At 37.4% G+C, this 24,424-nt stretch carries 19 protein-coding genes and 2 other annotated features; of the genes, 4 read left to right on the forward strand and 15 right to left on the reverse strand.

All coding sequences use genetic code 11. The features are described 5' to 3' along the window. Positions 1-108: 108 nt before the first annotated feature. Both pepV and G6Q10_RS04540 read right to left on the reverse strand, forming a co-directional pair. Positions 109-1,521, reverse strand: coding sequence for a dipeptidase PepV (gene pepV / locus G6Q10_RS04535; protein WP_163653426.1), 1,413 nt, complete (start codon positions 1,519-1,521; stop codon positions 109-111). 95 nt (positions 1,522-1,616) lie between these two features. Continuing rightward, entirely contained in the window at positions 1,617-2,030 is a 414-nt protein-coding gene (locus G6Q10_RS04540) for an NUDIX domain-containing protein (RefSeq protein ID WP_163653429.1), read from the reverse strand. A 108-nt stretch (positions 2,031-2,138) separates the two neighbouring features. Here G6Q10_RS04540 and G6Q10_RS04545 point away from each other — a divergent pair, with 108 nt between their 5' ends. Continuing rightward, positions 2,139-2,966: an NAD(P)H-hydrate dehydratase gene (locus G6Q10_RS04545; RefSeq protein WP_163653432.1), complete on the forward strand. Its 828-nt coding sequence runs from the start codon at positions 2,139-2,141 to the stop codon at positions 2,964-2,966. Between the two features lie 179 nt (positions 2,967-3,145). On the opposite strand, the gene G6Q10_RS04550 is transcribed toward G6Q10_RS04545, so the two are convergent. From G6Q10_RS04550 to trpE, 8 genes are all read right to left on the reverse strand, one after another. Beyond that, a complete protein-coding gene (locus G6Q10_RS04550; protein WP_163655737.1) occupies positions 3,146-4,759 on the reverse strand; it encodes a putative polysaccharide biosynthesis protein in 1,614 nt (537 codons plus the stop codon). Positions 4,760-4,873: 114 nt separating this feature from the next. Next, complete coding sequence (trpA, locus tag G6Q10_RS04555) at positions 4,874-5,632, reverse strand: tryptophan synthase subunit alpha (RefSeq protein WP_163653435.1); 759 nt, start codon at positions 5,630-5,632, stop codon at positions 4,874-4,876. After that, positions 5,629-6,828 (reverse strand): tryptophan synthase subunit beta, encoded by a 1,200-nt coding sequence (trpB, locus tag G6Q10_RS04560; protein ID WP_163653438.1) that lies wholly within the window; start codon positions 6,826-6,828, stop codon positions 5,629-5,631. The genes trpA and trpB overlap by 4 nt, the downstream gene beginning before the upstream one ends. After that, positions 6,818-7,426 (reverse strand): phosphoribosylanthranilate isomerase, encoded by a 609-nt coding sequence (locus G6Q10_RS04565; RefSeq protein WP_163653441.1) that lies wholly within the window; start codon positions 7,424-7,426, stop codon positions 6,818-6,820. The genes trpB and G6Q10_RS04565 overlap by 11 nt, the downstream gene beginning before the upstream one ends. Then, positions 7,423-8,181 (reverse strand): indole-3-glycerol phosphate synthase TrpC, encoded by a 759-nt coding sequence (gene trpC / locus G6Q10_RS04570; protein WP_163653444.1) that lies wholly within the window; start codon positions 8,179-8,181, stop codon positions 7,423-7,425. Before trpC ends, G6Q10_RS04565 begins: the two co-directional genes overlap by 4 nt. After that, positions 8,169-9,197: an anthranilate phosphoribosyltransferase gene (gene trpD / locus G6Q10_RS04575; protein ID WP_163653447.1), complete on the reverse strand. Its 1,029-nt coding sequence runs from the start codon at positions 9,195-9,197 to the stop codon at positions 8,169-8,171. Before trpD ends, trpC begins: the two co-directional genes overlap by 13 nt. Then, positions 9,169-9,774, reverse strand: coding sequence for an anthranilate synthase component II (locus tag G6Q10_RS04580; RefSeq protein ID WP_163653450.1), 606 nt, complete (start codon positions 9,772-9,774; stop codon positions 9,169-9,171). The genes trpD and G6Q10_RS04580 overlap by 29 nt, the downstream gene beginning before the upstream one ends. After that, positions 9,771-11,132 carry an anthranilate synthase component I gene (trpE, locus tag G6Q10_RS04585; protein WP_163653452.1) on the reverse strand — a complete coding sequence of 454 codons (1,362 nt, stop codon included), beginning with the start codon at positions 11,130-11,132 and terminating at the stop codon, positions 9,771-9,773. The genes G6Q10_RS04580 and trpE overlap by 4 nt, the downstream gene beginning before the upstream one ends. Before the next feature lie 57 nt (positions 11,133-11,189). Continuing rightward, positions 11,190-11,402: a binding site (T-box leader), on the reverse strand. A 45-nt stretch (positions 11,403-11,447) separates the two neighbouring features. Further along, positions 11,448-11,703, reverse strand: a binding site (T-box leader). 248 nt (positions 11,704-11,951) lie between these two features. Between trpE and adhE the strand changes: the two genes are divergently transcribed. The 3 genes from adhE to G6Q10_RS04600 all read left to right on the forward strand — a co-directional run bounded on the left by adhE (position 11,952) and on the right by G6Q10_RS04600 (position 16,696). After that, positions 11,952-14,552, forward strand: coding sequence for a bifunctional acetaldehyde-CoA/alcohol dehydrogenase (gene adhE, locus G6Q10_RS04590; RefSeq protein WP_163653455.1), 2,601 nt, complete (start codon positions 11,952-11,954; stop codon positions 14,550-14,552). Between the two features lie 177 nt (positions 14,553-14,729). Further along, positions 14,730-15,644, forward strand: coding sequence for an ABC transporter ATP-binding protein (locus tag G6Q10_RS04595; protein WP_163653458.1), 915 nt, complete (start codon positions 14,730-14,732; stop codon positions 15,642-15,644). Next, positions 15,644-16,696, forward strand: a complete 1,053-nt coding sequence (locus tag G6Q10_RS04600; RefSeq protein WP_163653460.1) for an ABC transporter permease — start codon at positions 15,644-15,646, stop codon at positions 16,694-16,696. Before G6Q10_RS04595 ends, G6Q10_RS04600 begins: the two co-directional genes overlap by 1 nt. Positions 16,697-16,792: 96 nt before the next feature. Here G6Q10_RS04600 and G6Q10_RS04605 read toward each other — a convergent pair whose 3' ends face one another. From G6Q10_RS04605 to G6Q10_RS04625, 5 genes are all read right to left on the reverse strand, one after another. Next, a complete protein-coding gene (locus tag G6Q10_RS04605; RefSeq protein WP_163653463.1) occupies positions 16,793-17,362 on the reverse strand; it encodes a DNA-3-methyladenine glycosylase I in 570 nt (189 codons plus the stop codon). 13 nt (positions 17,363-17,375) lie between these two features. Continuing rightward, positions 17,376-20,066: an aconitate hydratase AcnA gene (acnA, locus tag G6Q10_RS04610; RefSeq protein WP_163653465.1), complete on the reverse strand. Its 2,691-nt coding sequence runs from the start codon at positions 20,064-20,066 to the stop codon at positions 17,376-17,378. 126 nt (positions 20,067-20,192) lie between these two features. Then, on the reverse strand, positions 20,193-20,792 hold the full coding sequence (locus G6Q10_RS04615) for a lytic transglycosylase domain-containing protein (protein WP_163653467.1): 600 nt from the start codon (positions 20,790-20,792) through the stop codon (positions 20,193-20,195). 1 nt (position 20,793) lies between these two features. Continuing rightward, on the reverse strand, positions 20,794-21,210 hold the full coding sequence (locus tag G6Q10_RS04620) for a general stress protein (protein WP_163653469.1): 417 nt from the start codon (positions 21,208-21,210) through the stop codon (positions 20,794-20,796). Between the two features lie 16 nt (positions 21,211-21,226). Then, positions 21,227-24,385, reverse strand: a complete 3,159-nt coding sequence (locus G6Q10_RS04625; protein ID WP_163655739.1) for a DEAD/DEAH box helicase — start codon at positions 24,383-24,385, stop codon at positions 21,227-21,229. Between the last annotated feature and the right edge of the window lie 39 nt (positions 24,386-24,424).

The following is a 24,424-nucleotide window of genomic DNA, read 5'->3' on the forward strand; positions in this document are numbered from 1 at the left end:
AACAAAGGGTTTGAGCGCGCATGGATTGTACCTTACATGCACATACCTATGTCAGATTTTTTAATTGTGAAATGGATGGATTTCTCAAACACTTTTTAATTATACCTGTTATTTTGCTAGTTTGTAAAGCGCTTCAGCATAAATCGCTGTTGCTTTTAATAAATCTTCAAAGTAGCTAAATTCGTCTTTTTGGTGCATTGTATCTTCACGGCCTGGGAAAAGTGCTCCAAAAGCAACGCCTGTTTCTAAGTGACGTGCATACGTGCCACCACCAATAGCGAGAAGAGTTGCTTTTTCACCAGTTTGTTCTGTATAAACTTCTTGAAGTGTCTGGATAAGCGGATGGTCTTGTGGAACGAAAAGTGGTTTAGAATTACTGTAATGTGTATATTCACCGCGATATTTAAGTACGGCTGGTTCCATCTTCTCTTTTAGTTCATCCATATTAGCTGTTACTGGATAGCGAAAATTTAGGCCATATTTGCCGCCATCTTGTTTACTGTAACGAATGATGCCGACATTCATTGTCAGTTCACCGCTTTCTTGGTCTTCATAGCGAATGCCAAGCTTAACTGAACGTGAATCAGCAAACAGATAATCATGACCAAAAGTAACAAAATCTTTTGCACTTCCTGTTAAATGGAACTGGCTAAGAAAAGCAACTAAGTATAATCCAGCATTGATCCCATTTTTTGGCTCCATCGCATGAGCTGATTTTCCAACAAATGTAATTTCTATTTGATTATCGCTTGTTTTTACTTCACCACTGACTTCATGCTTGTCGAGAAATGCCTTGCATTCTTTTTCAAGTGTTAGAGGATCTTTGATACCTTCTAGAATGGCTTTCGCATGGTCTGGTACCATATTGTAACGTGCACCGGATTCAAAGCTAATTAAATGGAAATCGGCCTCTTCCGTTTGCTCACCATTTTTAAAGGAAACATCAAGCTCGGAAATCCCTTTTTCAGCGTGAATAATCGGAAATTCCGCATCAGGAACAAACGCCATCGTTGGTTGTTCTTCTTTCTCAAAGTAGCGCTCTACACAACTCATGCCGCTCTCTTCATCAGAGCCGATAATTACACGAACACGGCGCGAAATAGGTAAATTAAGCTCTTTTAAGATTTTTAGAGCATAATAGCCAGCAATAGTTGGTCCTTTATCATCAGCAACGCCACGCGCATATAGCTTCCCATCTTTTAAAATGGGATCAAATGGATCGTGGCTCCAGCCATCGCCAACAGGAACGACATCGACATGGCCTAAAACGCCAATTAGCTCTTTCCCTTCCCCGTATTCGATATGTCCAGCAACATGGTCGATTTCTTTTGTTTTGAAACCATCTTTTTCGCCTAGTTCTAACATGTAATGAAGCGCACGTAGTACATCCGGGCCAAACGGGGCATCTTCTGTTTTTTTACTATCATCACGAACACTTGGAATTTTAAGTAATCCTTTCAAATCTTTCAAAAAATCTTCTTTACGACTTTCTACTTCTTTTTGCCAATCGATTTCACTCATTAGCTTATTCAGTCCTTCCACAAAGTTCTTTTCCTTATCTATTGTAAACTGTTTTAACAACGGTTTAAAGCAGGAACTTTTCTATTTGTTAAAATTCACCTGTTCATGAAGCCTCTAATCGCTTCAAAATCCCATCTTGCCATGCGCTCAGCAAAGACAGGCTCGATACTCGCTAACACTTCTTTTTCAAGCGGTAAAAACTGATATTCAATGTATTCATCAGATAATGTGATGACTTTTTCCTTTGGCATTTCAACAAGATAAAAAACACCGGTTAGCTGAAATTCAGGTAGAAAAATTTCCCATGTATCATATAAGATAAAAGGTTGTACTTCTAACATTGTATCAACTTTAACGCTACGATATAGACATTCAGCATGTGTTTCTCCGTATTTCATTTGACTTCCTGGCAAATCCATTTTGCCGTTTTCAGGTTGTGTTCTTTTTAAAGCAAGAAATTTTCCATCTTGAATAATAACCGCTTTAACAGCGGGAATAACTGGTTTCATTTTACAAAAATCCCTTCTTCCTTTAAGATAGGTATAATCCTTTTAGACATCTATTTTACCGTGTTCACTTAGAAAAAACAATTTACGTGAGCAGAAAGGAAGATTGTGATGAAGAAAATCACGCCGAAACTTGTCTGTCAAGTGATTAAAAAAAGAGACGACGAGGCCTATAAGAGCCAATTTGGTAAAGTCCTTATTGTTGCTGGAAATAAAATGTATGGTGGCGCGGCGATTATGGTCGCACAAGGCGCAGTATATAGTGGAGCTGGATTAACAACGCTTGCTAGTGACGCTGTAAATAGGGCGGCACTACATGCTAGAATTCCAGAATGTATGTTTCTTGATACACAAGATCTGACTTTTTTAAGCGATGCTATTCCAACGTATGATACGATTGTTATTGGCTCTGGAATTGGGCTAGATGGACGAGCCTATGAATTGATGCAACTCATTCTAACAAGAGCAACAGCTAATCAAAACCTTGTCATTGACGGTGATGGAATCACGCTTTATGCTAAAGGAGATCTTCCTAAAACAAAAGCCCAGTTAATTTTCACACCGCATATTGGTGAATGGGAAAGATTGTTACAACTTGTACCAGATGCAAATAATAATTTAGAAGCTGCTCACCTATTAAATGGAATTGTTGTTTTAAAATCACATCGCACGAAAGTCTATGGCCAAGAAGAAACTTGGCAAAATATATACGGTTCTCCAGCCATGGCAACAGGTGGCATGGGAGATATGCTCGCTGGAATTATTGGTGGTTTATTGAAACAAACGGAAAAACCGCTTAGTGGTCTTCTTGCTGCTGTATTTTTCCATAGTTACATTGGTGATATTTTGGCGAAAAAGAAATTCGTTGTCTTGCCTACTGAAATCGCCGAACAATTACCAACGTATTTGAAGATATTTAGTGAAATGGAAGAGCAGTAGCGTTTTGACCTAAACAAAATAAATCGATAACAAGCATTCGCGTGTTGAAGAGGTTTGCCAGACTCCCGGTTTCTGGCAAACCTCTTGTCGTATTATTTCTAAATCACATGATCCAACCACAACATAAAAAACGCCCCTAATTCCCCACAAAAAAGGAAACTAAAAGCGTCTTTCTTCTTTTAACGAACTCCTAATCGTTTACGTAAAGCCGTCCCACGTGGTCCAAAAAGTTTATCTGATAAATGCAATTTCAGTGCTAAGTACCCATAAACAAATATACCTACACCACCGCAAATCATTGTCAAAATTAAAGCTTGGAATTTATGATCTGGGCTAATAAATGAACCAAAAATAAAGTAAGTAATCATGACCGCAATCGCCATAACGCCTGTAAGTACAAGGAATAATACGGCTCTTCTAAAAATTAATGAGAATGAAAAATGAACATAATGTTTAATAATATAAAGCATAAAAATGCAAGAAACCGCATAACCAAGGCCTGTCGCAAGAATAGACCCTTTTGCTTCAAACAACATAATAAGTGGCATTTGCAACACTGATTTTGTAAGAAGACCAAGTAAAAGTCCTAAAACTGTATAGCGCTGTTCATCAATACCTTGAAGCACAGCAGCTGTCACGCTAAAGAGTGAGAAGAGTACAGCAATTGGTGCAAAAAATTGTAATAAATCAGTCCCTGCTTCACTTGCTTTAAAAAAAACGGTAAATAGTGGCCTTGCTAGTAATCCAATGCCAAAACAAGCAGGAATGGTCAAGAATAATAGAATTTGAAAAACATCATTTAACTGCCGCTTCACTTGTTTACGTTCATTTCTTACATAAGCAGCTGTAACAAGAGGAACGAGTGCCATCGAAAAAGCAATGGCAAGCGTTCCAGGAATCATAATTAATTTTTGCACATCAAAATTGATGATCGCAACATAAGAATTAACCTCTTTTGCAGTAATTCCAATGTACTCTAATACTCTGCCTAATGTAAATTGATCGACTAATTGATAAAGTGAAGTGGCCGATCCTACAATAATAAAAGGAATCGCCGACAAAATAATTTGTTTATAAAGCGTTGAAATGGAAACTCGTAATTCACTCCGGTCATGAATGAGCATCTCATCAAGCTTTGATTTTCGACTAAAAAAGTACCATAAAAGAAGTAATAAACTAGCAAAAGCCCCAACAAAAGCTGAAAATGTCGCCATACTAATAGCGGTTACTACACTTCCTTTTAAGCCGTAGATGATGATGAAAGTACTTAATAATAAGAAGAAAATCCGAACAACTTGTTCTAATACTTGTGAAATTGCAGAAGGCCCCATTGAATTATAGCCCTGGAAAAAACCTCTAAGTAAACTCATGACAGGAATAATAAGCAGTGCAAAACTTACCGCACGAATAACTTGAATGCCATCTTCTAAGCTATACCCCCCTTGAAGCTGCTGCATACTAGCAAGCACTGGGGCAAGAGCGTACATAACCACAAAACATAAAATCCCTGAAAGGATCATCAAGTAGACACCCGTTTTAAATAAGCGTCTACCAATCGCATATTCTTCCATGGCATTATACTTGGCAATATATTTCGCAACGGCAAGTGGAATCCCTGCTGTAGCTACACTTAAAAATAATTGATACGGCACATAGCCAAAATTATATAAAAGCGCTGGTTTATCTCCACCAATAATGGCATAAAATGGTATAACATATAAAATCCCTAACACTTTAGAAATTAACGTACCAAGCGTTAAGATAAAGGTACCTCTTAGTAGTTTTGACCCCATCAATTAAAAACTTCCTTTACAATTAAATTAACAGTTCACTGTTTACTTTACCATTTAATGATTTAAAAAAAAAGAACTAACTGCTAATTTTGTGAAGAAAATAACTACAGGAATTTATTTACTTGTAGCTGCTTTTAAAAAGTTCTCTAGTTCTGCCTGTTTTCCTTGATGAAACATTTGCACGATTTTACTCCCAATCACCACTCCGTCACAAACCTCAGAAAAAAATTGAATATGCTGCAATTCTGAAATACCAAATCCAGCAAGCACAGGCACACTACTCACTTCTTTTATATAAGCTAAATGTTTTTTTAAGTCATGATGAAAGCTTTTTCGTTCTCCAGTGATCCCGTTAACCGTCACGGCATAAATAAAACCTTCTGCTTGCTTAGCTACTTCTTCAATGCGCTTAGTCGGACTTGTTAACGATATAAGTGGAACGAGCGCCACATCACTTTCTGCTAAAAACGGTGCAAACATGGTTTGGTGTTCAAATGGTAAGTCTGGAATAATCACACCTTTTATTTGCGTGTTCTTTGCCATTGTCACAAATTTTTCCAAACCATAACGAAAAATAGGGTTAAAATAGCTCATGATAATAAGCGGAACCTTCACTTGGCTTTTAGCTAGAACCGTCAATATTTTTTCCAGTGTAACCTGATGACTTAAAGCACGAAGACCTGCTGCTTGGATGACAGGCCCATCTGCTACTGGATCAGAAAATGGGACGCCTACTTCAATGGCTACCGCCCCATTTTTTTCTAGAAAAAGAAGCTGCTCTTCCAAATGATCTAACCCTGTATCTCCTGCCATAATGTATGGAACAACAAGTGGTTTATGGGAACTTTGCAATTGTTTAGTTAACGTTTTCATGCTTTTTCACGCTCCATTTTTGCTTTTATTTGGTCAATATCTTTATCTCCCCGGCCAGATAAACAAACAATAATGCTTTCATCTCTTTTCATTTTACGAGCTAATTTAACAGCAAAACTAATCGCATGTGAACTTTCAAGTGCAGGAATAATCCCTTCTGTTTCACATAATAATTGAAAGGCCAAAAGAGCGTCATCATCTGTTGCAGAAACATATTTTGCTCGGCCGATTGTATGAAAATAACTATGTTCTGGCCCGATACCTGGATAATCTAATCCCGCTGAAATAGAAAAAGCTTCAAGGATTTGCCCGCTTTCATCTTGTAAAACATCCATCATTGCACCGTGTAAAATTCCTTTTTCCCCTTTAGCAATCGTGGCTGCATGTTGATTTGTATCTAATCCTTTTCCAGCAGCTTCTACACCATACATTCTGACTGTTTGATCGTTTACAAACGGATAAAACAAGCCCATCGCATTGCTTCCCCCACCAACACAAGCAACAAGCGCATCTGGCAATTTATTTTCAAACGCTAGATGTTGTGTTCTTGCTTCACGGCCAATGACACTTTGAAAATCGCGAACCATTTCTGGAAATGGATGCGGTCCAAGAACAGAGCCCATAATGTAATGCGTATCTTCTACATGACTTACCCAATAACGTAAGGCCGCATTCACTGCGTCTTTTAGCGTTTTGCTCCCTGAGGCTACACTAATTACTTTTGCACCTAAAAGTTCCATTCGAAAAACATTGAGCTGTTGCCTTTTGACATCTTCTTCCCCCATAAAAATAGTGCACTTCATATTAAATAAAGCTGCAACAGTCGCTGTCGCCACCCCGTGTTGCCCAGCACCTGTTTCTGCAACGATCTTTTCTTTTCCCATTTTTTTAGCAAGGAGAATTTGGCCCATTGTATTGTTGATTTTATGTGCCCCTGTATGATTTAAATCTTCTCGTTTTAAGTAAATTTTGGCACCGTTAGCATGCGCGCTTAGCCTCTCAGCAAGATAAAGTGGTGTTTCTCGGCCTACATAATGTTTTAAATAAGCGTTTAACTCTTCTTTAAATGTTTCTTCGTTTTGGGCATTCTTGTAGGCTTCTTCTAATTCAGTGATCGCATAAATTAGCGAATCTGGTACAAACTTCCCGCCAAAGTCACCGTAAAATCCTTGTTTATCTGGCATTTTATAATTCATTTTCTGACTCCTTTACTGCTTTTATAAAAGCGTTTATTTTTTGAGGGTCTTTTTGTTGATTCGTTTCGACACCGCTAGAAACATCGACTGCCAGTGGATGGAAATAATGGATAGCCGCTTGAACGTTCGCTGCTTGTAATCCGCCAGCAATGATTAATCTTTCTTTTGGAAGTATTGCTAAGTCGGTTTTATCCCAGCTAAAAGTTTTACCGTCTCCTGGCGTAGGAGCATCTAGTAAAATCATGCTCTTTGGATAATCACCTATCGCTACATTTGGCTTACCATTAACGATTTTGATTGCCTTGATGGTTGGAATAGGGATTTGTTCAATAAAGTTTCCCGTTTCCTCTCCATGAAGTTGGACCAAATCAAGTGGTACTTTATTGATGGCTTCCTTTACTTCCTCTAATGTTGGGTTTACAAACACTCCCACTTTCTTGATAGAACCTGGTAATTCTTTCACTAGTTTAGCAGCCGTTTCCATTGTGATCTGCCGTTTACTTGTTGCAAAGACAAATCCAACAAAGTCTACTTTTACGCTTACTGCACTTTTTATATCTTGTTCATTTTGTAAGCCGCAAATTTTGACAAGGGTCATTTCTCCACCTGCAATTCTGATATTTTTTGTGCGATATGGCTACTTTTCATAAGTGTTTCTCCAACTAAAACAGCTGCATAATACTCTTTTATTCGTGTGACATCTTCTCTAGTTTTAAAGCCAGATTCACTAATATAAAAACGATCTTTTTTATCTTGTAAAAGGAGTTTTTCGCTGGTTGAAATATCTACTGTAAAATGGTGCAAATCCCGATTATTAACGCCTATCAATTTCGCATCAATCTGCTCAGCTAGCTCTAATTCTGTTTGATTATGCACTTCAACTAATACTTCTAAATCAAGATGGATCGCTTCTTCATAAAGACTTTTCAATTTTTCAGGCGAAAGTGCAGCAACAATTAATAAAACAACAGAAGCTCCATGATTTTTAGCGCGAATGAGTTGCTTTTTGCTAATGATAAAATCTTTACATAACACCGGAATGGTGACCGCATCACTTACTTTTTTTAGATCCGTTATGTTTCCTTTAAAAAAATAAGGTTCGGTTAATACGGAAATCATTGCTGCACCAGCCTGTTCATATGCTTGTGCTTGCTTTACTGGATCGACGTTTAAATCAATCACGCCTTTTGAAGGTGAAGCTCGTTTTACTTCAGCAATCACTTGGATTTGATTTGCATTTTCTTGTAAAATTTCAAAAAACTTTTTTCTATGCTTACTATCATAAACTTTTTCATCTGGTAAATGAGCAACTTCTTTTTGTTTTTCTTGTAAAATTTTTTTTAAAAATGGCATGATGATCTAATCTCCTTTTGTTTTTCTTGTACTTCTTTTAGTTTAGCAAGTGCTTTTCCGCAAGCTACGATGTCTTTGGCCTCTCTTATGCCTTCGTTCATCGTTTTTGCTTTTCCACAAGCAAAAAGCCCCAGCCCTGCATTTAATAACACTGTATCAAGATAAGCACCAGGCTCCCCACGAAGTACACTTTGCAAAATCTCGGCATTAAACCGAGCATCACCGCCTTGAATTTCTGAAAGAGAATAAGAGGGCAAGCCAATATCTTCTGGCGTAAACTGCAATTTTGTTATTTCATTTTTTTTTAAAATGGCAAGATGATTGACCCCGTGAAGTGCTGCTTCGTCCATACCACCTGGTCCATTTATAACAACAGCTCGCTCCCTTCCTAAATTTTTCAAAACAGATGCGATAACTTCTAATAAATCCCTGCGATAAACCCCCATTAATTGTGAATTTAATGGAATAGGATTGGTTAGAGGGCCAATGATATTAAAGATGGTTGCTGTTGCTAGTTGTTTTCGCACAGCTGTTATTTGTTTCATTTTTGGATGAACATTTGGCGCAAATAAGAAAGTAAGATTTGCTTTTTTTAGTAAATGAGCTATTTTTTCAGGCGTCGTAGCCATTTCTATCCCTAATTCGCTTAAAACGTCTGCACTTCCAGATTTACTTGAGATGCTCCGATTCCCATGCTTAGCCACCGGAATTCCCGCTGCGGCTAAAATAAAAGCAGCTGTTGTGCTAATATTAAAACTACCGGAGCGATCACCACCTGTCCCACAATTATCCATGACATGATACGCGACACCAGGGATTTTAAGTGCTAATTCTTGCATAACTTTCGCAAGCCCAGTAATTTCCTCAACCGTTTCGCCTTTGATTTTGAGTGCTAGGAGTAACGCGCCCATTTCAGCATCTGAGAGTTTGCCGGAAAAAATAGTAATGGCTACTTGTTTCATTTCTTCTTCTGTTAAATTTTTTTGATCATATAGATTTTGGATAAGTTGACGCATTGAATTTGCTCCTTTCTATCACTGCAATAAAATTTTTCAGCATTTGCTTTCCTTTTAATGTTCCAATCGATTCCGGATGAAATTGGATGCCATAAACTGGATAACCTTGTAATTTTATGGCCATAATTTCTTGATCATCTAAAGCTACAGCTGTCACCTCAAACAATTCTGATAAACTTTCTGGTTTGATGCTAAGCGAATGGTAACGCATGACTCGAAGCTCGGCTTTGAGACCATGAAATAACTCGGGATCATTCTGTTTAATGGGTGAGATTTTTCCATGTCTGATTGTTTTTGCTTGAGAAATAGTGGCACCGAAAACTTCCGCAAGCGCTTGATGGCCTAAGCAAATTCCAAGCATCGGTTTTTTAAAAATAAATTGCTCGATGACTTCCTTCATCTGTCCTGCTTCACTAGGTTTTCCTGGCCCTGGGGAAAAACAAATGGCTTCTGCTAAGTGTGCCGTTTGAAGTAAATCAGGATCGTCATTTCGAAGGACAACCACTTCCTTTTCTACTTCTAGATATTGTTTTAAATTGTAAGTAAATGAATCATAGTTATCAACAAGTAAAATCATTTCCCCACCTCCATTAATGCTTTTGCTTTTTGTAAGGTTTCAGCATATTCACTTTTAGCTTCAGAGTCAAATACAATCCCAGCACCAGCTTGCACATAAGCTTTATTATTGTTTAAAACGAGTGTGCGGATGGCAAGTGCAAAATCACAATTCCCGCGGTGTGTATAATAACCAATAGCTCCTGCGTATGGCCCGCGTTTGACGTTTTCCCATTCATAAATCCGCTGCATCGCGCGTATTTTTGGAGCCCCACTAACGGTTCCAGCTGGCAAGGTTGCTTTTAAAGCATCCATTCCTGAAAGGCCTGGCTTAAGCTTTCCGCGTACAACCGAAACAATGTGCATTAAAAAGCGATAACGCTCAATTGCAAGATATACAGGGACTTCTACGCTTCCAGTCTGACAAATGCGCCCAAGATCATTACGGCCTAAATCGACTAGCATGCGGTGTTCGGCTAACTCCTTTTCATCATGTAATAAAGAATAAGCAAGCGCTGTGTCTTCCTGTTTTGTTTTGCCACGAGGTCTCGTTCCTGCAATAGGATTTGTTGAAATCATTTGATTTTTCTTGCTAATTAGGCTTTCTGGTGATGAACCAATTAGCTTTGTTTTGCCAAAATCGATATAAAATAGATAAGGGGATGGGTTTAGTTTGCGTAAATGTCGATAATAGGTAAATGGATCGGTATTAAAATCCGCTTCTAAACGCTGTGATAATACGACTTGGAAAAAATCTCCTTGTTTAATGAAACTTTTCGCACGTTCTACTAAAGCCATATATTCAGCTTGTGTATAATTACTTTTAAAATCCATTGGAGTAACTGGCATAAGCTGATGTTCACCTAGCTTTGTTATCACTAATTCTTGTTGTTTTTTTATCAAGGCTGCTTCTAATTCAGATTCTTGACGCCCGCTATACGTATTTTCTTCTACCAACGTTACTGTTTCCTTTTCATGATCAAATATTAAATAGGAATCATACAAGAAAAAGTGAATATCTGGTAACTCGCGCGAGTCATACGGTGCATCACCAATCTTTTCATACAATGAAGCAACATCATAGCCAACATAACCAATAGCTCCAGCTTCAAATGGTAGCTCTTCTACCTGTGTTTTTCTGCGAATTAAGCGCTCAAGTTCAGCAAGCGGATCAGAAACGATCTTCATTTCCCCATCTATGATATAGTTCGTGCCAAACACCTTGATTTCATGTACTGGGTTATACGCTAAAATAGAATAACGACCTGTCTCGGTATTTTGTTCTGTTCCTTCTAACAAACTTTTATATGTCCCTGATATTCTTTGATAAATCAACATCATCGTAAGTGTATCGGCTGCTAATTTTTTTATTTTACGCATTGTTTTACTCCTCTCTTTTTAAAAATTAAAAAACCCTCTACAAAATAAATTTATTTTGTAGAGGGCGAATTATCGCGGTACCACCTCATATTAGGAAACTCGTTCCCATCTCATTCGCCAAATAACGGAGGCACCCGTTTTCCCCTACTTCGATTGTTCAAGGAAACTCTTGCAAGGCCCATTCGAATAGAAAAGAATACCGATTTGCACCAACCACCGGCTCTCTTAGAAAACTTTTCATATTCTACTATTCTTGCTTAACGATTTTTAAATATGGCGGCAAATAAAAAAGGGCCTCTCTCCATGTCTATCAAAGACAAGGACGAGAGACCCGTGGTGCCACCTTGGTTAACTAACAATTATTAGTTCGCTTCATTCCATCTATTACTTTTTTTCGTAAATGGTGCCTTGTATAACGATAAGGCTTAATCGCTGGTATCCTACTAGAAAAAATTCGTTCAGACCAGTGGCTCCAAAGTCCATTCACATCATTTCCGTTACTGATTCGCACCAACCATCAGCTCTCTTTAAAACTTCCATCATGCTACTTACTCTTTTTCATCGCCTCTTTTTAGGTTGTTTTTATGTTAACAGATTCGTTTTTATTTAGCAAGTTTTTTTGAGTAAAAAATAATAATATAGGCCTTTATTCCCCTTTTTTCTTTTTGTGATAGTTTTCACGTGAAGGAATAGACAAACTTTTTTGGATCAGTTATACTAACAATGTAACCAAAGGGGTTACGATTTTTTCACATCATAAGGGTCATATAGCACACATGGTGGTCCTATATGGTCCCACAACACGAGGAGGACAATATTATGGCAGTTAAAGAAGAAACGACTCAAGAATTTTTAGAGGTACAAAAAACAATCAATCTATTAGCCAACAATGGTCAAGAGGCACTGAAATCATTTGAAAGTTACACACAAGAGCAAATTGACAATATCGTTCATCAAATGGCACTTGCCGGTCTTGATCAACATATGTCTCTTGCAAAAATGGCTGTCGAAGAAACAGGTCGAGGCCTATACGAAGATAAGTGTATCAAGAATATTTTTTCAACTGAATATATTTGGAATAATATAAAAACAAATAAAACAGTTGGCATTATCAATGAGGATAAACAAACTGGTATCATCGAAATGGCTGAACCAGTGGGCGTTGTTGCAGGTGTCACACCTGTAACTAACCCAACTTCCACAACCCTCTTTAAAGCAATCATCGCTATCAAAACCCGTAATCCAATTATTTTTGCTTTCCATCCAAACGCTCAAAAGTGTTCCAGAGAAGCTGCGCGTATTGTTTATGAAGCTGCTATTCAAGCTGGTGCTCCTATGCACGCGATCCAATGGATTGAAAAGCCATCCCTTGAAGCAACCAAACAATTAATGAATCATGATAAAGTAGCTTTAGTCCTTGCTACTGGAGGTTCAGGAATGGTTAAATCTGCTTATTCAACGGGCAAACCTGCACTTGGTGTTGGCCCAGGAAACGTCCCAGCTTATATTGACAAAACAGCAAAAATTAAACGAGCAGTGAATGATATTATTCTTTCTAAAACATTCGATCAAGGAATGATTTGTGCTTCTGAGCAAGCGGTTATTGTTGATAAAGAGGTGGTCAAAGCCGTCAAAGAAGAATTTGCAACCAATGATTGCTATTTTGTAACAGGCAGCGAATTAAAGAAATTAGAAAGTTATGTCATCCCTCCAGAAAAAGGCGCGCTTAATCCTGATATTGTTGGTAAGTCTCCCGTTTGGATTGCTAAACAGGCTGGGTTCACCGTACCAGAAACAACAAAAATCTTAATGGCAGAAATTAGTGGCGTTGGTGATTCTTATCCTCTTTCACATGAAAAATTAAGCCCTATCCTTGCTTTTATTGAAGCAAAAAATCAACAAGTTGCTTTTGATTATGCTGAAGCAATGCTAGAATATGGTGGTTTAGGACATTCAGCTGTTATTCACTCAACAGATCAAGAAATACAAAAACAATTTGGCTTACACATGAAGGCTTGCCGAATCATTGTTAACGCACCATCTTCACAAGGTGGAATTGGTGCTATTTATAATCATTTCATTCCTTCCCTTACACTTGGTTGTGGTTCTTATGGAAAAAACTCCATATCACAAAATGTGAGCGCAACAAATTTACTTAACATAAAGCGTATGGCAGATCGGCGAAATAATATGCAATGGTTTAAACTCCCTCCCAAAGTGTTTTTCGAAAAATATTCAACACAATATTTACAAAAAATGGAAGGTTTAAATCGTGTTTTTATTGTAACTGATCCTGGAATGGTTGAATTTAAATACGTAGAAGTAGTTATTGACCATTTAAAACGCCGTGAAAATGAAGTGAGCTTTCAAGTATTTGCTGATGTAGAACCAGACCCATCTGATGTAACCGTTTATAAAGGGGCTGAAATGATGAAAGCTTTTAAACCTGATTGTATCATTGCTTTAGGTGGCGGCTCAGCAATGGATGCAGCTAAAGGTATGTGGCTTTTTTATGAACATCCAGAAGCCTCCTTCTTTGGCTTAAAACAAAAATTCATTGATATTCGTAAACGGACATTTAAATATCCTAAGCTGGGTGAAAAAGCTAAATTTGTTGCGATTCCAACAACTAGTGGTACCGGATCAGAAGTCACCCCTTTTGCAGTCATTACAGATAAAGAGAATAACATTAAATATCCATTAGCTGATTACGAATTAACACCTGATGTTGCTATTGTTGATGCCCAGTATGTTACTACGGTCCCAGCTCATATTGCAGCAGATACAGGGATGGATGTTTTAACCCACGCAATGGAATCCTTTGTTTCTGTCATGGCTAGTGATTATACACGTGGTTTATCTATTCGCGCTATCGAGCTTGTTTTTGAAAACCTTCGTGACGCTGTTTTAAAAAGAGATCCAGATGCTCGCGAAAAAATGCATAATGCTTCAGCAATTGCAGGTATGGCCTTTGCTAATGCTTTTTTAGGAATCAATCATAGCTTAGCTCATAAAATTGGGCCAGAATTCCATATCCCTCATGGACGCGCCAATGCGATTTTAATGCCTCATGTCATTCGCTATAATGCAGCAAAACCTAGAAAACATGCCCTCTTCCCAAGATATGAAAACTATACCGCCGACAAGGACTATCAAGCCATTGCTCGCATTCTTGGCTTAAAAGCAAATACAATAGAAGATGGCGTTACATCCCTTGTGAATGAAATTATTAAACTTGGTAAAGATATTGGCATCAATATGAGTCTCATGGGACAAAATGTTGATAAAAAAACATTTGATACTGTAGTTGATACTTTAGCTGACCGAGCATTCATGGATCAATGTACAACTGCAAACCCCAAGCAACCACTTGTAAGCGAATTGAAACAAATTTATGTCGAGGCTTATAAGGGCGTATGACTTGAAAAAGAGCGATAAACAAAGAATAAGAAAAGCTTGTTTATCGTTTTTTTTTTAAAATAATTTCTTATAATTCAGTTAAATTATAAAAATAACATGTATTACATCTTACGACCTAGGCAAAATGTGAAATGTTCTGATATAATAAAACCTAACTCTAACTAAGGAAGTGACAAAATGGCACAATTTGTTTTACAATTACACGAAATAACTAAAAAAATCGGCAGCAAAACGATCATACATGATATCAGCTTCGACATTGAACCAGGTGAAGTTTTTGGACTTCTTGGCCCAAATGGTGCTGGTAAAACAACCATTATTCGATCCATTGTCGGTCTGATCAATCGCTCTTCTGGGAAAGTGATCATAAATGGCAAGGATATTGATAACCATTTTAAAGAAGCCATTGCAAATATTGGTGCAATCATCGAAAATCCAGAATTTTATTTATATATGAGTGGTTTAGATAATCTAAAGCAATTTGCACGAATGAGTCGGAAAGAAATTAGTGCTGCACGAATTGATGAGGTCATTGAACAAGTTAAATTAACAAATGCCATTCATCAAAAAGTAAAAACTTACTCGCTTGGTATGCGTCAACGCCTTGGCGTAGCACAAGCACTACTTCACAACCCGACTTTACTTATCCTCGATGAACCAACGAATGGATTAGATCCTCAAGGCATGGCTGAATTCCGTGAACTTATTCGCTTACTGGCTAATCAAGGAACCTCCGTTTTGATTTCCAGCCACTTACTAAGTGAAATTCAACAAATTACGGATCGCTTTGCTATCATTGAAAAAGGTAAATTAACTCATATTCAAACGATTAGCGATTTAGAAAATACAGCGCAAATGCTTTACCGCATTCGCGTATCAGACGTAAATGCTGCAAAACAAGCACTTCTTGCGCTAAATCTAAATATCACAGATAGCCAAGAAGATATGTTAGAATTTGAAATTGAAAAAGAACAAATTGCACAAGTTGCCAAAGCTTTAGTAGCTAATCATATTGATTTACTAGAGCTTGTACGACAACAAGCCTCCCTAGAAGAGCGCTTTTTACAACTTACTAACAGAGGTGAAGAATAATGGGAAATTTAATACAAAATGAACTGATTAAGCTATTTAAGAGAAAATCAAGCTGGATTATGCAACTTATGCTAGTTGCCATTGTCTTTTTACTAGCGATGATGATGATGTCTGCTAACAACACAGAAGCCCCTTCAACGGATGGAAATAAAAGCGATGTTGGTATGACCATTTATCAAGATCAATCCGGAAAAACACTCAATGAAGACCAGTATAATGAAGCAAAAATGAATGATGAAAAAGTAAATGAAAAACAACTAACATTAAAAGAAACACTTACATTTTTAAAGCAACAAAAACAAGCGGTTCATTCTAAGAAAGAAAAAGCGAGTTTACAAAAGCAAATTGATTATTACCAAGCTTATGTCGATGCCGGAGAAAAACCAGCTAACAAATCTTTAACTAGCGCTAACTTCTTTTCTTACCTTAGTTCTGCAACAAGTATTGCAACCATTTTTGTTGTGATTGTTGCAAGTACAATCGTTGCCGCTGAATTTTCTGGTGGTACAATTAAGCTTCTTTTAGCACGACCGTATTCACGTAGTCAGATTTTGTGGTCTAAATATATTACTTGCTTTATCTATGCACTATTGACTGCGTTTGTCCTACTTATTAGCTCTCTTGTGTTCTCGTTTATGTTGCCGTATCACTCTGTTCTTTTACCAATTGCGGCTAATTTGGGTGCAACAACTGCACTTAGTCTTGCTATCCAACTTTCGCTTAGCAATTTGCTCTTAATGATTTTCTATGTTACTGTTGCTTTCTTCTTCTCAAGTGTTGTTCGTTCACAAGCACTTGCAGTCGGCGTCGGCATTGGTACATTATTTTCAAGTAGTATTTTGGCAAGCTTACTTCCGCTTGCTATTGAAAAATATGATTGGCTAAAATGGTTAGTCTTTAACCTACTCAATCTCAATCAAACGGTTCAGGGTAACATGACACCTGGAGAGTTAGCGATTTGGCAAATGGGGATTGGCATTGTTATTTATATGATTGCTATTTTAATCCTAACATTTACGATTTTCAAAAAGCGTGATGTTGCTTTAACTTAATAGGTTCTACACTCGAACACGATAAATCGAGCGAAAGTGATTGTATTGAAGAAGTCTGGTAAACTTCTTCAATACGATCACTTGTCGCCGATTTTTTTATGTCAAAGATTGGTTATACTTTGGACAAGTCACTTGATGATCCTCAATGATTCCGATCGCCTGCAAATAGGAATAAATAATGATTTCTCCTACAAATTTAAATCCTCGCTTCTTCAAATCAGCACTAATTTGCTTAGATAAGTTATTTTTCACAGGCCTATCTTGCTCTGATGTCACTTGATGAATCACTCTTTTTTGATTCGTAAAATGCCACATATAATTAGCTAGGCTACCGAATTCTATTTGAATATTTTGTGCAGCTTTGGCATTTGTTCGGACGGCTTGGATTTTTAGACGATTACGAATAATATCTCCACGTAAACGAATTTCTTCAAGTTCCTTATCAGTTAAAGCTGCGCAACGTTCTATTTCAAAGTTTTTAAATGCAGCTTTATACCCTGCACGCTTGTTTAAAATGATTTGCCAAGATAGTCCAGCTTGTGCTCCTTCTAGATTTAACATTTCAAATAAATAGCGATCATCATAACTTGGAACACACCACTCTTCGTCATGATACTTTAACATTAATGGGTTATTCCTTGCCCAAGCACATGGCAACCCGGTCATCTTTTTCAGCTCCTTATTCTTTTAATTTATCTCTTAAAACCATTGGCAAAATTCCTCCATGTCGATAGTAATTAATTTCTACATCCGAGTCAAAACGGACAACGGCTTCAAATTTAATTTCTTTACCATCTTCTAAAGCAGCTATAACGGATACGCTATCATGTGGCCGAACATTTTCATCAATTTGAACAGAAATGGTTTCAGGACCGGTTAAATCAAGGGTTTCTGCGCTCTCTCCTGGCTTAAATTGCAAGGGTAAAACGCCCATCATCACTAAATTCGAGCGATGAATCCTTTCATAACTTTTGGCAATAACCACTTGAATACCAAGTAATCTTGTTCCTTTTGCTGCCCAATCCCGAGAAGACCCCATACCATAATCATCTCCAGCTAAAACAACGAGCCCGGTATCACTAGCAAGATAATGCCTCGCAGCATCATAAATAGGCATAACTTCACCTGTTGGAAAGTACGTAGTATATCCACCCTCTTTCCCACCTGCAAGTTGATTTTTAATGCGGATATTGGCAAATGTGCCACGCATCATTACCTCATGGTTCCCTCGTCTTGAACCATAAGAATTAAAATCACGGATGGCTACACCACATGATTTTAAATATTTTCCTGCGGGCGTATCTTTTCCGATCGCTCCAGCTGGGGAAATGTGATCTGTTGTAACAGAATCACCAAACTTACCAATGACTCTTAAATTAAGCAGAGGCTCCACGCGGCCTATTTCAGGAGATAAATCAACAAAAAATGGTGGATTAGCAATATACGTAGAATTTTCATCCCACTTATAAAGTGCTTCATTTGTCGTTTCAATTGCATTCCATGCTTCATTTTCATCAAATACACGTTGATATTCTTCACGGAAAAGAGCAGGTGTTACGGTGTCTTTGATCAATGCATCGATCTCTTCACGATTAGGCCAAATATCTTTTAAATAAACATCTTTTCCTTGTCCTTTTCCAAGTGGTTCATTTAATAGATCGATGTTTGTTGTTCCAGCAAGTGCATAAGCGACTACCAGTGGTGGTGAAGCAAGGAAATTAGCTTTGACTAAAGCATGAATCCGTCCCTCAAAATTGCGATTACCGCTTAATACTGCAGAAACAAGCAAATCATTTTCTTGAATCGCTGCTTCAATTTCTTCTTTTAAAGGGCCAGAATTCCCAATACATGTGGTGCAACCATACCCGACTAAATCAAAACCTAGTTTTTCCAAATAAGGTAACAAGCCGGCTTTTTTTAAATAAGCTGTCACTACTTTTGAGCCTGGTGCAAGCGATGTTTTAACAAACTTGGGGACCTCTAATCCTAATTCAACCGCTTTTTTGGCAACAAGGCCGGATGCGATCATCACATGGGGATTTGATGTGTTTGTACAACTTGTAATGGCAGCGATAGCAACAGATCCCGTTTTCATCCTTGATTCATCGCCATTTCCAAAAGTAACCCTTGCTTCTTTATGCCACTCATTTTCTTGTAAACCAAAACCTTGATTTCCTACTGGTCTTGTTACAGCTTGCTCAAATACTTCTTTCATTTGGCTTAATGGGATTAAATCTTGCGGGCGTTTTGGCCCAGATAAATTCGCTTTAATCTGACTTAAATTAATTTCAACAACTTCTGTATATTCTGGTTCCTTTGAATAGCGTGTATAAAATAAGTCGTTTGCTTTGAGATAGGTCTCAACAAGCTCAATTTGTTCTTCTGTTCGTCCTGTTAAGCGTAGATAAAGAAGCGCTTCGTCATCTACTGGGAAAAAACCACACGTTGCCCCGTATTCTGGTGCCATATTCGCAACTGTTGCACGATCTGCAACAGGAAGACTTGTTACGCCCGGACCAAAGAATTCAACAAATTTGCCAACAACTTTCTTTTCGCGGAGAATTTTAGTCACTTCTAAAGCAAAATCAGTTGCTGTGCTGCCACTGCTTAGTTCACCTACTAATTTTACACCGATTACATCTGGAATCTGGAAATAAGAGGGTTGCCCAAGCATACCAGCTTCTGCTTCAATACCACCAACACCAAAGCCAAACACACCAATTCCATTGATCATTGTTGTATGACTATCTGTTCCTACTAAACTATCAGGGAAAACCACTGTACTGCCATTTTGATCTTCTTTTGCTAAAACGACTTGCGCTAAATATTCTAAGTTTACTTGATGAACAATACCTGTTGCAGGAGGAACTGCACGATAGTTACTAAAGGCTTTTTGCGCCCAATTTAAAAACTGATAGCGTTCCATATTTCGTTCAAATTCAAGATCCATGTTCATTTTTAATGCTTCAGGATTACTATAACGATCTACTTGTACAGAATGATCGACTACCAAATCTACTGGAATTTCGGGGTTTATTTTTTCAGGATCTCCCCCCATATCTGCTACACTTTTTCTAAGGGAGGCAAGATCAACAATAGCGGGAACGCCGGTAAAATCTTGTAGAATAACACGCGCTGGCTTAAAAGGAACTTCACCTTCATTACCTTCCTTTGACCAATGAGCTAGATCTGCAATGTGCTTATCTGTAATGATTTGCCCATCACTTTGTCTAAGTACAGATTCTAATAAAATTCGGATAGAATAAGGCAACCTACTGATATCCGTTTTAAGTGCACTTAATTGATAATAGTTATATTTCTTTTTACCTAACGTAAAAGATGATCTTGCTTTTTTCTTCCAACTCACCACTAATGTCTCCTTCTTTAAAAATAGAAATAACATTCTGCTTTAATTGTACAGAAAATAAAACGATAAGTAAATCAAGGGGAATTATTTAAAATTCATAAGTTTTTGTTATAAAAAACAGCAGATCCATTACTTATGATTCTGCCATTCTTTTTGGTATTTTGTTTTAAAAGATAAAATGTCGCGAACATACTTCTTACTGTGATTATAAGCATAAATTGCTTTTGACTCTTCCTTTTGTGCTGCACCGTTATCCGCAAGAAAATTGGCTGTGCTAAACACGGCATCTTCTAAATCCCATGGATCTGCTTTTCCATCATGATTAGCATCTACACCATATCCCCCATGTTTTTTTATATAAGCAGGATCCGTCATATTTTTTTCAGAAATTGCTCCTAGACCGTTTGTTAGTGGGCAACTTTTTTCCTTCCAGCCAACAAAGCTACACGGCATAAATTGCATTGGCCCAACAGCACCTGCTTTTGAGACCATGGGCTCAGAAGTTGAAAATTTGGTCTCAACGCGGTGGATAGCAGCAAGCAAAAACCAGCTAATATGATACTCTTTCGCAGCCGCTTGATAAATCGGGATGTATTCTTGCGGAATAGTTGTTTCATATTTTTGAGCAATATCTGTAGTTTTCGTTTGCATGACAACAATTAAAATAAAAATTAAGAAGGTAAAGAATAAACAAGCGAAAAATAATTTTTTTTGTTTCGTTGTTATCATCTTATCGAGCGAGAATTAAAATCTCACCTTGATCTAAATAACGAACAAAATCTTCTATCTGCTCTGTTGTTAGATCAAAATCCTCCAATAACCGTTTCACACTTTTATCGTCTGTTCTCGAAAACCATTTAGCAAAAGGACCAGCTGCATAAAGCGCTCCGTAATTTGGATTATATACTTGAGGGATAACAATTCCGCCACTTAGCGATTGCAAAATACCCGAAATAATACCAAAGGCCTCTTCGTTCACTGGTTTTTCAATCTCTACTTCTTCCTTCTCTTTAAGCTCAGTTAAATCTTTAGGATGTTTGGCTAAGACAGAAATATCTTCCTTCTTGTAACCTTGTTTTGTTAGCTCTTCAATCTTTACTGTAGCCATACCCTCATTTTCTGCTACAAAAACTTGCCATTTATCCATTTAAAACGCTTCCCTTCTAATCGATTTTCAAAATCTCTTTAATTTCTGCTATCGTTAACTTATTTAGTAACTTTTCACCTGGTTGAATGAGATCATCTACAATCGCTTGTTTCTTCTTTTGTAGGTTATAGATTTTTTCTTCTATTGTACCTCTTGCAATCATACGGATGACCTGAACCACATTTTTTTGGCCAATTCGGTGGGCCCTTGATGCCGCTTGTTCTTCAACAGCAGGATTCCACCATAAGTCATATAAAATAACCGTATCTGCTCCTGTTAGATTTAATCCTGTTCCGCCAGCTTTTAAAGAAATCAAAAAGAGTCGTTCTTCTCCTTGATTAAACGCCTCTACAAGCTCCACTCGCTCTTTGGCTGGTGTTTTACCATCCATATAAAAAGAATGATACCCTGCTTGCGTAAGGCGATCACGAATAATTTTAAGCATGCTTGTAAATTGTGAAAAAATCAAGATTCGCTTATTATTTTCTTCTGCTGTCTGTATTGTATCAAATAACTGCAACAACTTTCCAGAATCATCATGATAATTTTCAATAAAAAGGCTAGGATCGCAACAAATTTGCCGTAAGCGAGTAAGGCCAGCAAGTAGCTTCATTCGCTCCTCTCCTTGATTAAATTCCGTTTTTGAAAGATCCTGTTGAATTTTTTCTAAATAAGCAAGGTAAATGGTTTTTTGTTCTGTGGTTAGCTCAGAGTATAAGTTGGTATCGATTTTTTCTGGTAACTCGCGGACAACCTCTTGCTTTAATCGCCGCATCAAAAATGGAGCAATCATTTTGGCTACTTTTTCATGACTTAGCTCTTTGAATTTGCGTAATGAAGGGAAAAAGCCCGGCATAATGGTTTGGAAGATTGCCCATAATTCGTCGGTTGAATTTTCAAGTGGTGTACCGCTTAACGCAAAAATATTTTCACATTTTAGTGATCGAACAACCTGGCTTGCTTTTGTATGATAATTTTTAATCGCTTGGGATTCGTCTAAAATAACTGTCGAAAAGTGATGGTTTTTGAAAAAAGCATCATCTTGTCTAAGCGAAGGATAGGAAATCAAATAGACTTGGCCAGATGTGATCGCTGCAACTTGTTTTTTACGCGTTTCCTTTGTTCCATGGATCACAGTAACAGGAACTTCTGGCGCGAACTTTTGCCATTCATTTAACCAATTGTATAATAAAGAAGCCGGCGTAACAATTAAAATAGGCGCTAACTCAGGCTCATCTTCTAACTCTGATAAAAGATACGTTATCGTTTGGACTGTTTTTCCAAGCCCCATATCATCTGCTAAAATCCCACCTAATCGATATTTAGCTAAGCTTTTGAGCCATCTAAAGCCCGTTATTTGATAATCACGTAGCTTGGCATGTAATCCCTTAGGCGGTGAATATTGCGTTTTTGATTGTGTCGTAATCTCCGTTAACGCTTGATAGATCTGATGACTAATATGTTGGTATTTTTGTTCATTTTCTGCATCAAGGGCTTGATAAATTTGAACACCACGATAAAATGGCACAATTAATTTTTTCTTGACATCTTTTTTACGAACTTCAAGTAAATCAAAGACATTGCTTAGTTGCTGATACGTTTTACTTTCTAAAGAAATGAAGCGGCCGTCTTTTAAACGATGGTAGCGTCTTTTTTCACGTAAAGATTCTAAAACGGCGTTGATCTCTTGCTCTGGGATCCCTTCAAAATCAAACGAAATAGCAAGATAGTGGTGATCATTCGTTAATTCAAGCGAGGTATGCGGCTTTACTGTGTTTAAAATAACTTGATCTAGTGCATCACTTGTTTCAACATCAAGTACTTTAGAAAGCTCAGGAAGCACATCATAATAAAATAAATACAAATCTTCTTCTTTCGAGCTTACAACCATTTGGCCATTTGAAAACTGAATTGGAGCATTTTCAATTAAATGCATAATTAAAGATTCCTTTTCAATATCGCGAATCATAATAGCCTTTTGGTTGGAAGGGATCCCCTCCTCTACAAACGGATCAAAAGTCTGATCCTCGTATTGATATCTAAGTCTAAGCGCGTGTCTTTTATCTTGTAGAAAAAGAGAGAGCTTAGCTTTTAGCGGAGGCTTCATCATTCGTGCTTTTATTGATTCATCAATATCGACATGCCCACATTTTTCAAGTGCTGGAAGAATATAAGAAATGACTTCGCTAAGTTTTGCTTCATTAAACTGGATAAATTCAGCATGTGTGATCTTGGAAAACTCGATCAACGGTGTGAGTTCATGCCAGATAGGTTTTAATTCGGTATAAAAAATGCCATCGCAAAAAATAAGATAATAGTTCTCTAAAAAAACAGCTTGCCTAAAAGCATCCAATTCTAATGTATATTGTTGATGTTCACGCTCGGTTAAAGAAAAATCAAGCGCTAATTTTCCTTCGCTATATTTTGGATTTAGATATTTTAATTGAAGTTCATTTTTCGCTGAAAGGATTTGAACTTGTGTATCACGTGTTGTTAGCTGCTTAATGAAATCAGAAGCCATGCTGCTTGGTATGGTTAGCATTTTATCTGATGCATAGCTTTTCATCCAATAATCCTCTTCTGTTTCGTATAACTTGGCGATGTCATTCATTTGGATTAACGCTTCAAAAATTTGCTTGTCTTCTTCATAAAAATCATGCTCACTCGGGTCAAAAGTAAAACTTTTTGTAAACTCAAGAAGTTGTTGTTTTGAAATGGCTTTTAAAAATGCATTGATATTTTTGACAACATACGTGCGTGTCATTCCAATTTTCAACTCCAAAGAAAGCAGTTGTTGCTTGATTTTTAGAATATATTCTACATGTAATTTCATTTTCGGTATATAGGTACGATGATCAAATTGCTTTGCCACATTCGTTTGAAAAAGCGATAACATCGTCTCTGCTTCTTGTTCTAAAATCCGTTCTTTTATGCTTTTTTGTTTGACCTGCTGTTGCCATTTTTTCTCATCAAGATAAGCTGCATAAATATGCTTACAAACACTTCCCTCTTCTTGATGAAAAGGACAACTACAGTCGAAATGATCTTCTTTTTTACTGGTTACTATTTCACCATCAGAAAAAGCATATTTCCGCTCATTCTCTAATTCTGTCCTGATGATTTTTGTTTCAAGTAAAAGCTGTTTTCCTTCTTGTTTAATATGATAAGGAATCATTTTATCTAAAATATTAATCGTTGGCAAACTCAATCCACC

It is taken from the genome of Listeria sp. PSOL-1, assembly GCF_902806445.1.
In the GTDB taxonomy this organism is placed as follows: domain Bacteria; phylum Bacillota; class Bacilli; order Lactobacillales; family Listeriaceae; genus Listeria.